Annotated in this window: 11 protein-coding genes; 6 read left to right on the plus strand and 5 right to left on the minus strand. The window is 51.8% G+C overall.

Annotation, left to right across the window (positions count from 1 at the left end; genetic code table 11):
• Positions 1-32 precede the first annotated feature (32 nt).
• Genes trkA through def form a run of 4 tightly spaced genes read right to left on the minus strand, consistent with a single transcriptional unit; the run spans position 33 to position 4,244 of the window.
• The gene (gene trkA / locus J4645_RS21910; RefSeq protein WP_000691374.1) at positions 33-1,409 is read right to left on the minus strand and encodes a Trk system potassium transporter TrkA; all 1,377 of its coding nucleotides are present in this window, start codon (positions 1,407-1,409) and stop codon (positions 33-35) included.
• Between the two features lie 21 nt (positions 1,410-1,430).
• Positions 1,431-2,720: a 16S rRNA (cytosine(967)-C(5))-methyltransferase RsmB gene (gene rsmB / locus J4645_RS21915; RefSeq protein ID WP_000744610.1), complete on the minus strand. Its 1,290-nt coding sequence runs from the start codon at positions 2,718-2,720 to the stop codon at positions 1,431-1,433.
• Positions 2,721-2,771: 51 nt separating this feature from the next.
• Entirely contained in the window at positions 2,772-3,719 is a 948-nt protein-coding gene (gene fmt / locus J4645_RS21920; RefSeq protein WP_001285165.1) for a methionyl-tRNA formyltransferase, read from the minus strand.
• Between the two features lie 15 nt (positions 3,720-3,734).
• The gene (gene def / locus J4645_RS21925) at positions 3,735-4,244 is read right to left on the minus strand and encodes a peptide deformylase (RefSeq protein ID WP_060634168.1); all 510 of its coding nucleotides are present in this window, start codon (positions 4,242-4,244) and stop codon (positions 3,735-3,737) included.
• A gap of 131 nt (positions 4,245-4,375) precedes the next feature.
• Here def and dprA point away from each other — a divergent pair, with 131 nt between their 5' ends.
• From dprA to J4645_RS21955, 6 genes are read left to right on the plus strand one after another with little or no spacing between them, the layout of a single operon-like run.
• Positions 4,376-5,500, plus strand: coding sequence for a DNA-protecting protein DprA (gene dprA / locus J4645_RS21930; protein WP_023214944.1), 1,125 nt, complete (start codon positions 4,376-4,378; stop codon positions 5,498-5,500).
• Positions 5,472-5,945: a DUF494 family protein Smg gene (gene smg, locus J4645_RS21935; protein WP_000460663.1), complete on the plus strand. Its 474-nt coding sequence runs from the start codon at positions 5,472-5,474 to the stop codon at positions 5,943-5,945. Before dprA ends, smg begins: the two co-directional genes overlap by 29 nt.
• Positions 5,946-5,971: 26 nt before the next feature.
• Complete coding sequence (locus tag J4645_RS21940) at positions 5,972-6,514, plus strand: type I DNA topoisomerase (protein WP_001129708.1); 543 nt, start codon at positions 5,972-5,974, stop codon at positions 6,512-6,514.
• A gap of 4 nt (positions 6,515-6,518) precedes the next feature.
• The gene (gene tsaC, locus J4645_RS21945) at positions 6,519-7,091 is read left to right on the plus strand and encodes an L-threonylcarbamoyladenylate synthase type 1 TsaC (RefSeq protein ID WP_001063621.1); all 573 of its coding nucleotides are present in this window, start codon (positions 6,519-6,521) and stop codon (positions 7,089-7,091) included.
• A gap of 4 nt (positions 7,092-7,095) precedes the next feature.
• Positions 7,096-7,914 carry a shikimate dehydrogenase gene (gene aroE, locus J4645_RS21950; RefSeq protein WP_000451203.1) on the plus strand — a complete coding sequence of 273 codons (819 nt, stop codon included), beginning with the start codon at positions 7,096-7,098 and terminating at the stop codon, positions 7,912-7,914.
• Positions 7,911-8,168 (plus strand): DUF1488 domain-containing protein, encoded by a 258-nt coding sequence (locus tag J4645_RS21955; RefSeq protein WP_001070577.1) that lies wholly within the window; start codon positions 7,911-7,913, stop codon positions 8,166-8,168. Before aroE ends, J4645_RS21955 begins: the two co-directional genes overlap by 4 nt.
• On the opposite strand, the gene J4645_RS21960 is transcribed toward J4645_RS21955, so the two are convergent.
• Positions 8,144-8,698 (minus strand): gamma carbonic anhydrase family protein, encoded by a 555-nt coding sequence (locus J4645_RS21960; RefSeq protein ID WP_001285635.1) that lies wholly within the window; start codon positions 8,696-8,698, stop codon positions 8,144-8,146. The genes J4645_RS21955 and J4645_RS21960 overlap by 25 nt on opposite strands.
• Between the last annotated feature and the right edge of the window lie 298 nt (positions 8,699-8,996).

The following is an 8,996-nucleotide window of genomic DNA, read 5'->3' on the forward strand; positions in this document are numbered from 1 at the left end:
TTAAAAAGGGCGCTGAATGAGCGCCCCTTAAATTAGAGGAAGAAAGGACTTGGCTGGAACAGACGTTCGACGTCGGTAATAAACTTTTTATCGGTCAAAAACATAATGACGTGATCGCCTTGTTCAATGCGCAAATTGTCATTAGCAATCATGACATCATTACCGCGAACGACCGCGCCAATAATGGTGCCTGGCGGCAGTTTAATTTCGTCAATGACGCGGCCAACCACGCGGGAAGTGCTTTCATCGCCGTGCGCGACGGCTTCGATGGCTTCGGCAACCCCGCGACGTAGTGAGGAAACGCCGACGATATCTGCTTTACGCACATGGCTCAGTAATGCAGAGATGGTGGCCTGCTGCGGAGAAATCGCAATATCTATAACGCTACCCTGCACAAGATCGACATAAGCGCGGCGTTGGATCAACACCATCACTTTTTTGGCACCCATCCGCTTAGCCAACATCGCGGACATGATATTGGCTTCATCATCGTTAGTGACCGCGATAAAGAGATCGACCTGATCAATATGCTCCTCCGCCAGCAATTCCTGATCGGAAGCGTCGCCAAAAAAGACGATCGTGTTTTGCAGCTTCTCAGCCAGTTCTGCGGCGCGTTGTTGATCGCGTTCGATCAATTTAACGCTATAGTCTTTTTCCAGACGCCTTGCCAGCCCGGCGCCGATATTGCCGCCGCCCACCAGCATGATGCGCTTGTAGGGTTTTTCCAGACGCTGTAATTCGCTCATTACTGCACGAATGTGCTGTGAAGCCGCAATAAAGAAGACTTCATCCCCTGCTTCCACGATAGTCGAGCCCTGAGGACGGATTGGTCTGTCATGGCGGAAAATTGCGGCAACGCGGGTATCGATATGCGGCATATGCTCTCGCATTGTCGAGAGCGCGTTACCTATTAGTGGACCGCCATAGTAGGCTTTTACTACTGCCAGACTGACTTTCCCTTCGGCAAAGTTTACAACCTGTAATGCTCCTGGATACTCGATCAGACGATAAATATTATCGATAACCAACTGCTCCGGCGCTATCAGATGATCAATCGGAACCGCTTCAGAATGAAAGAGTTTATCCGCATCGCGAACATAGTCCGGGGAGCGAATGCGGGCGATACGGTTTGGAGTGTTGAAGAGTGAATAGGCTACCTGACAGGCAACCATATTAGTTTCATCTGAACTGGTGACAGCGACCAGCATATCCGCATCGTCAGCGCCCGCTTCGCGCAACACGCGGGGATGCGAACCATGCCCCTGAACTACGCGTAGATCGAACTTATCTTGCAAACTGCGTAACCGTTCGCCGTTGGTATCAACCACCGTGATGTCGTTGTTTTCGCCGACCAGGTTTTCCGCCAGTGTTCCGCCAACTTGCCCTGCGCCCAGTATGATAATTTTCATCAGTCGTGGCCCGTTATCTCATCACTTCTTGATTAGCTTAGCGTAAAAGAACCCATCACCTTCTTCGCCGCCCGGCAGATTTTGCTGTCCTGGCTGATCAGGTGTTCCCGTTTCGCTGAGTGTGGCATCGGGAGTGCGTTGCAAAAAGGCTTTGATCTGATCGCGGTTTTCTTCCGGTAGTACGGAGCAGGTGGCGTAAACCAGCGTCCCGCCGGGCTTCAGGCGCGGCCAGACGGCATCAAGGATTTCCGCCTGTAATTGCGCCAGTTCCGCGATATCGCGATCGCGACGCAGCCATTTGATATCTGGATGACGGCGAATGACGCCGGTTGCGGAGCAGGGCGCATCCAGCAGAATACGGTCAAACTGCTGCTCGCCGCACCATTGGGCGGGATAACGTCCATCCCCTTGTTTAACTGTCGCTTTCATCCCAAGACGCTTTAGGTTGTCGTAAACGCGGGAGAGCCGTTGTTCATCAATATCAACCGCCAACACGTCTGCTTCAGAGGCCACTTCGAGAATATGCGTGGTTTTACCGCCGGGCGCGGCGCACAAGTCTAAAATGTGCTCACCGTTCTGAGGAGCGAGAAAAACCGCACATCCCTGCGCAGAGGCATCCTGGACAGTTACCCAACCCTCAGCAAAACCGGGTAAAGCATGTACCGGAGCTGGCGTTTCCAGACGTACAGCGTCGGGATAATCGGGATGCGGATATCCCTTCATGCCTGCGTCTTCAAGTAAGCCAAGCCAACCGTCGCGGGTGTGGTGTGTACGATTTACACGTAGCCACATAGGCGGACGCTGGTTATTCGCATCAATAATGCGTTGCCACTGTGTGGGGTAAGCATTTTGCAAACGCTTTACCAGCCAACCGGGATGTAAAAAGCGCGCATCGCTGGTCGCAAACTCATTAAGCAACGTTTCCTGCTGGCGCTGGAACTGGCGCAGGACGCCATTAATTAACCCTTTCAACTGCGGACGTTTAATGGAGACCGCGCCTTCAACGGTTTCAGCCAGCGCCGCATGGGGAGGAACGCGGGTGTACAGCAACTGATAAAAACCGACCATAATTAAGTAATGCACTGTACGCTGCTTGCCGGTCATTGGACGAGACATCAGCTTATTGATCAGCCATTCCAGCTGTGAAAGAGTTCGCAGGACGCCAAAGCACAGCTCCTGAAGTAGCGCTTTGTCTTTATCGGCGACTTTTTGTTGCAGCGGCGGGAGCACATTACTTAATGATTGTCCCTGCTCGACGACCTGTTCAACGGCCTGTGCTGCCAGACTACGTAAATTGTTTTGTTTTTTCATATGTATAAAATAAAAATGCCCGGTAACACCGGGCGTATAAAGACGTGACCGTCAGGCAAGACGGTTACCAGGAATAAACCATTCCCGGCGTGAATTTAACAGATCCTGGGCGCTCATCGCTTTTTTGCCGGCAGGCTGAAGCGAAAGCAAATTTAATATCCCCTTGCCTGTTGCAACCTGAATGCCCTGTTTCGTCGCGGCCAGAATGGTTCCCGGCAGCGACTGCGTGGCGTCCTCAATGACGGACGCCTGCCAGACTTTTACCGGCTGGCCGTCGATTTCCAGCCAGCTCATTGGCCACGGATTAAAGGCGCGAATGCAACGCTCCAGCTGTGCTGCGGAGAGAGACCAGTCAATACGCGCTTCTTCTTTACTGAGCTTTTCCGCATGAGTAACCAGCGCTTCATTCTGCGCTTCAGGCGTCGCTGTGCCGTCCGCCAGTTGTTTTAGTGTGGTAATTAACCCCTGCGGGCCAAGTTCAGCCAACTTATTATACAGTGAGCCACTGGTATCTTCTGCGGTAATCGGGCACGCAAGTTTATACAGCATGTCGCCGGTATCCAGCCCTACATCCATCTGCATAATTGTGACGCCGGTTTCCGCATCGCCTGCCCAGAGTGAGCGCTGAATAGGCGCCGCGCCACGCCAGCGTGGAAGCAGCGAACCGTGAACGTTGATACATCCGAGACGGGGCATATCCAGCACTGCCTTTGGGAGAATCAGACCATATGCTACGACAACCATGACGTCAGCATGTAAGTCAGCAACCAGATGCTGGTTTTCCTGAGGACGAAGCGACACGGGCTGGAAAACGGGCAGGCCTTTTTCTTCCGCCAGCACTTTTACCGGGCTGGGCATCAACTTTTTGCCGCGACCTGCTGGACGATCGGGTTGGGTAAATACGCCGACAACGTTATGTCCAGAAGTTAACAGCGCGTCGAGATGACGCGCTGCAAAGTCAGGTGTACCCGCAAAAATAATACGTAGTGAATCTGACACGTTGGTTCTTGTCCTTTAAGCCCGGGCGTTCAGGCGGTCGAGTTTTTCTACTTTCTGACGAATACGTTGTTGCTTCAGCGGCGACAAATAATCGATAAACAGTTTACCGACCAGGTGATCCATCTCATGCTGAATGCAGATTGCCAGTAAACCATCCGCTTCAAGCTCAAACGGGTTGCCGTCGCGATCCAGCGCGCGGATTTTCACTTTCTTGGCGCGCGGCACTAAAGCGCGCTGTTCCGGAATCGACAGACAGCCTTCTTCTATACCCGTTTCGCCACTTTTCTCCAGCAATTCCGGGTTAATGAGTACCAGGCGCTCGTCGCGGTTTTCCGAAACGTCAATCACGATGATTCGCTGGTGGATATCGACCTGCGTTGCAGCCAGACCGATACCTTCTTCGGCGTACATCGTTTCGAACATATCATCGACGATACGCTGAATTTCTGCATTCACTTCTTCAACCGGCTTTGCGACTTTGCGAAGGCGCTCGTCCGGAATATGTAACACTTGCAAAACTGACATAATTATCCAGAGTTGTGTTCAGGAGTTGAAAAGATTATTACCTCTATTCTAGACAAATCCCCACCTGATTGACAGCATCAGTGACCAATCGCAAAGATTGTTCAGACTGCTTGTGGCAGGGGAGGGAAAGGATGGCCCGTACCGAAATTTGGTTACGTTTAATGTACGTCGGCGACCTTTATGGCGAGGCGATGTTGAACATGGCGAACTCGCTTATTCGCCAGCCTCAGATAAATCGCACGCACCTTCAGGAGGCTGGTCTTACCGCGCGGCAGGCTGAACGTTTTTTACAGCTTCCAGCAGGTGTGCTTGATGAGACGTTACGCTGGCTTGAACTACCGCAGCACCATTTTCTGTGTGCGGATAGTGAGATTTATCCTCCCCAACTGCGTGCTATTGACGATTATCCCGGCGCTATTTTTATTGACGGCGATCCTGCCTGTCTGCATACCTGCCAACTTGCCGTCGTAGGGAGCCGGAGCCACTCCTGGTATGGAGAACGCTGGGGACGTCTGCTTTGCGAAAGCCTTGCGAAAAGCGGTTTGACGATCACCAGCGGCCTTGCCCGGGGAATTGATGGCGTAGTACACAACGCCGCGGTGAGTATGGGGGGAAAAAGTGTAGCGGTGTTAGGGAATGGTTTGGCAAAGATTTATCCTCGCCGACATGCCGTGCTGGCTGAAAACTTGATTGCCACCGGCGGCGCAGTGGTCTCAGAATTTCCGCTTTCAACGCCTCCGCTACCGCAAAATTTTCCTCGTAGAAACCGTATCATCAGCGGACTGAGCAAAGGCGTGCTGGTGATTGAGGCGGCGTTGCGCAGCGGTTCGTTGGTGACGGCGCGCTGCGCGCTTGAACAGGGGCGGGACGTTTTTGCATTACCAGGCCCTATCGGTAGTCCGGGAAGCGAAGGCACGCACTGGTTAATTAAACAAGGGGCCACGCTTGTGACGACGCCGGAGGATATTCTGGAAAATTTGCAATACGGCTTACACTGGTTGCCAACTACGGCGGAAAATTCACTTTATTCACTAAATCAGGATGAGGCGGCATTGCCATTTCCTGAGCTCCTGGCTAACGTAGGAGATGAGGTAACACCTGTTGACGTCGTCGCTGAACGTGCCGGCCAACCTGTGCCAGCGGTAGTGGCTCAGCTACTCGAACTGGAGTTAGCAGGATGGATCGCAGCTGTACCCGGCGGCTATGTCCGATTAAGGAGGGCAAGCCATGTTCGACGTACTAATGTATTTGTTTGAAACATACATCCATAACGAAGCCGAGCTGCGCGTGGATCAGGACAGACTGGAGCGTGATCTCACCGACGCTGGGTTTGATCGCGAAGACATCTACAATGCGCTGCTGTGGCTGGAAAAACTCGCTGACTATCAGGATGGCCTCGCGGAACCCATGCAACTTGCTTCCGACCCTCTTTCAATGCGCATTTATACGGTTGAAGAGTGTGAAAGGCTTGATGCCAGTTGCCGGGGGTTCCTGTTATTCCTTGAGCAGATTCAGGTGCTAAACCTCGAAACACGAGAAATGGTGATTGAGCGTGTGCTGGCGCTGGATACCGCAGAGTTTGACCTGGAAGACTTGAAATGGGTTATTTTGATGGTGTTATTCAACATTCCGGGCTGTGAAAACGCCTATCAGCAAATGGAAGAATTACTCTTTGAGGTAAATGAAGGTATGCTGCATTGATAGGTGTTAATGCTGCATGAGTGAATATGGCTAAATCAGCACTGTTTTCGGTGCGTAAAAATGAGCCCTGCCCGCAGTGCGGGGCCGAACTGGTAATTCGCTCCGGGAAACATGGTCCGTTTCTCGGCTGTTCTCGCTATCCGGAATGCGATTACGTTCGTCCGCTGAAAAGTCAGGCGGACGGACATATCGTTAAAATTCTGGAGGGGCAACTGTGTCCTGAGTGTGGCGCCGTACTGGTGCTGCGTCAGGGGCGCTTTGGCATGTTCATCGGATGCAGTCAGTATCCGCAATGTGAACATACAGTGGTTATTGATAAACCGGATGAAACGGCGATTGCCTGTCCAGCCTGCCAGCAAGGACATTTGGTCCAGCGCCGTTCTCGTTACGGTAAAATCTTTCATTCCTGCGATCGCTACCCGGAATGTCAGTTCGTCATTAACTTCACACCGGTTGCGGGGGAATGCCCCGAGTGCCATTATCCGCTACTCATCGAAAAGAAAACCGCGCAGGGCGTGAAGCGCTTTTGCGCCAGTAAACAATGTGGAAAGCCGGTTCCGGTGGAATAAACAAGTGAATAATAACCTGCCAACAGGATCTATCGTCGCAGCGGTAGATCTCCTGAATAAAGAAAATGTCATCGCTTATCCAACAGAAGCCGTTTTCGGCGTCGGCTGCGATCCCGATAGTGAAACAGCCGTTACGCGCCTGCTGGCGTTAAAACAACGGCCCGTCGATAAGGGACTCATTTTGATTGCCGCCAGCTTTGAGCAGTTAAAACCTTATATTGATGACAGCATACTTACCGCCGCACAGCGTAAAGCGGTATTTGATTGCTGGCCCGGGCCGGTAACGTTTGTTTTTCCTGCGCCCGCGACAACGCCGCGTTGGCTCACGGGACGTTTTGATTCCCTGGCCGTTCGTGTTACCAACCACCCGCTGGTGGTCGCGCTATGCAATGCGTATGGCAAACCGCTGGTTTCCACCAGCGCCAATCTGAGCGGATTACCGCCATGTCGTACCGTTGAAGAGGTACGTGCGCAATTTGGCGATGATTTTCCGGTGGTTGAAGGCGCAACGGGTGGGCGTTTAAATCCTTCAGAAATTCGCGATGCTCTGACGGGCGAACTGTTTCGACAGGGGTAATATGATGGAAACCTATGCTGTTTTTGGAAATCCGATTGCTCACAGCAAATCGCCATTTATTCATCAGCAGTTTGCTCAGCAGCTAGATATTGTTCACCCCTATGGTCGCGTGCTGGCCCCTATTAATAATTTCATTAATACGCTTGATGCCTTTTTCGCGGCAGGGGGAAAAGGCGCAAACATCACAGTACCTTTTAAAGAGGAGGCGTTTGCGCGATCGGATGAGTTAACGGAACGAGCATCGCTGGCGGGAGCAGTCAATACATTAAAACGGCTGGAAGATGGTCGTTTGCTTGGCGACAATACTGACGGTATCGGTTTATTAAGCGATCTCAAACGTTTAAATTTTATCCGCCCAGGATGGCGTATTTTGCTGATTGGCGCGGGCGGCGCATCCCGGGGCGTGCTGTTACCTCTGCTTTCTTTGGATTGCGCGGTCACTATCACCAACCGTACAGCTTCACGTGCCGAAGCGTTGGCGAAAATCTTTGCTCATACCGGCAGCGTTCATGCCATGGATATGGACAAGCTGGATAGTTGTGAGTTTGACCTGATTATTAATGCGACCTCCAGCGGCATACGGGGCGAAATCCCGGCGATTCCGGCGTCACTTATTCACCCTTCCCTCTGTTGCTATGACATGTTCTATCAAAAAGGGAATACGCCATTTCTCTCCTGGTGTGTACAACAGGGCGCAAAACGTTACGCAGATGGGCTGGGAATGCTGGTGGGGCAGGCTGCACACGCCGTTTTGCTTTGGCACGGTGTATTACCGCAGGTCGAGCCAGTGATTGAGCTGCTACAGCAGGAATTATTAGCGTGAACCAGGCCATACAATTTCCTGACCGCGAAGAATGGGATACTGCCGCCAGCGCTGTCATCTTTCCCGCCATGGTCAATGGGATGCAACTCACGTGTGCAATAAAAAAAGATGTACTGGCGTATCGCTTTGGTGGAGAAACAGCGGAGCAATGGCTGGCCATTTTTCGTGAGTATCGCTGGGACCTGGAAGAAGAGGCTGAAGCATTAATCCTGGCCCAGCAGGAAGACGATCACGGTTGGATATGGTTATCCTGAGAAAGATAGTCGTCTTTCCATTTTACATAGTTATTGGCGGAGTACTGCAGGCCCGATCTCTCAGCATCGCTTAGGGGGCGGATCTGTTTTACCGGACTGCCAAGATATAAATAGCCGCTTTCCAGCCGTTTGTGCTGCGGCACCAGGCTTCCCGCGCCAATCATTACGTCATCTTCTATTATCGCGCCATCCAGCACAATGGAGCCCATACCGACCAGTACGCGGTTACCGATGGTACAGCCGTGCAGCATAACTTTATGGCCAACGGTAACATCTTCGCCAATGATTAATGGGTTGCCGTGTGGATTGGATGGAGACTTGTGGGTTACGTGAAGAACGCTGCCATCCTGAATGTTCGTACGAGCCCCTATCGCAACGTAATTCACATCGCCGCGAATCACCACAAGCGGCCAGATCCCGACATCATCTGCCAGACGGACATCGCCAATAACCACGCTGCTGGTATCGATCATCACGCGCTGACCGATTTCAGGAAAAAGATCCTTATAAGGACGTAATGTGTCAGACATGTCTACCTCATCATAAATGAATAGTCATGAAGACTTTGGTTGCTTTAACGGCGTTGTGCAAGGGGAGATAGCATCAAAAAATCGCCACTTTGCGCAGGAATGGAGCGAAAGGGATGAAAAATCAACAAACAGAAAAAAAGATCCAAAAAACGCTTGTGCAAAAAAATGGGATCCCTATAATGCGCCTCCATCGACACGGCGGATGTGAATCACTTCACACAAACAGCCGGTCGGTTGAAGAGAAAAATCCTGAAATTCAGGGTTGACTCTGAAAGAGGAAAGCGTAATATACGCCACC

The organism is Salmonella sp. 32082101201600294FB01SM01, assembly GCF_017572865.1.
Lineage (GTDB): Bacteria > Pseudomonadota > Gammaproteobacteria > Enterobacterales > Enterobacteriaceae > Salmonella > Salmonella enterica.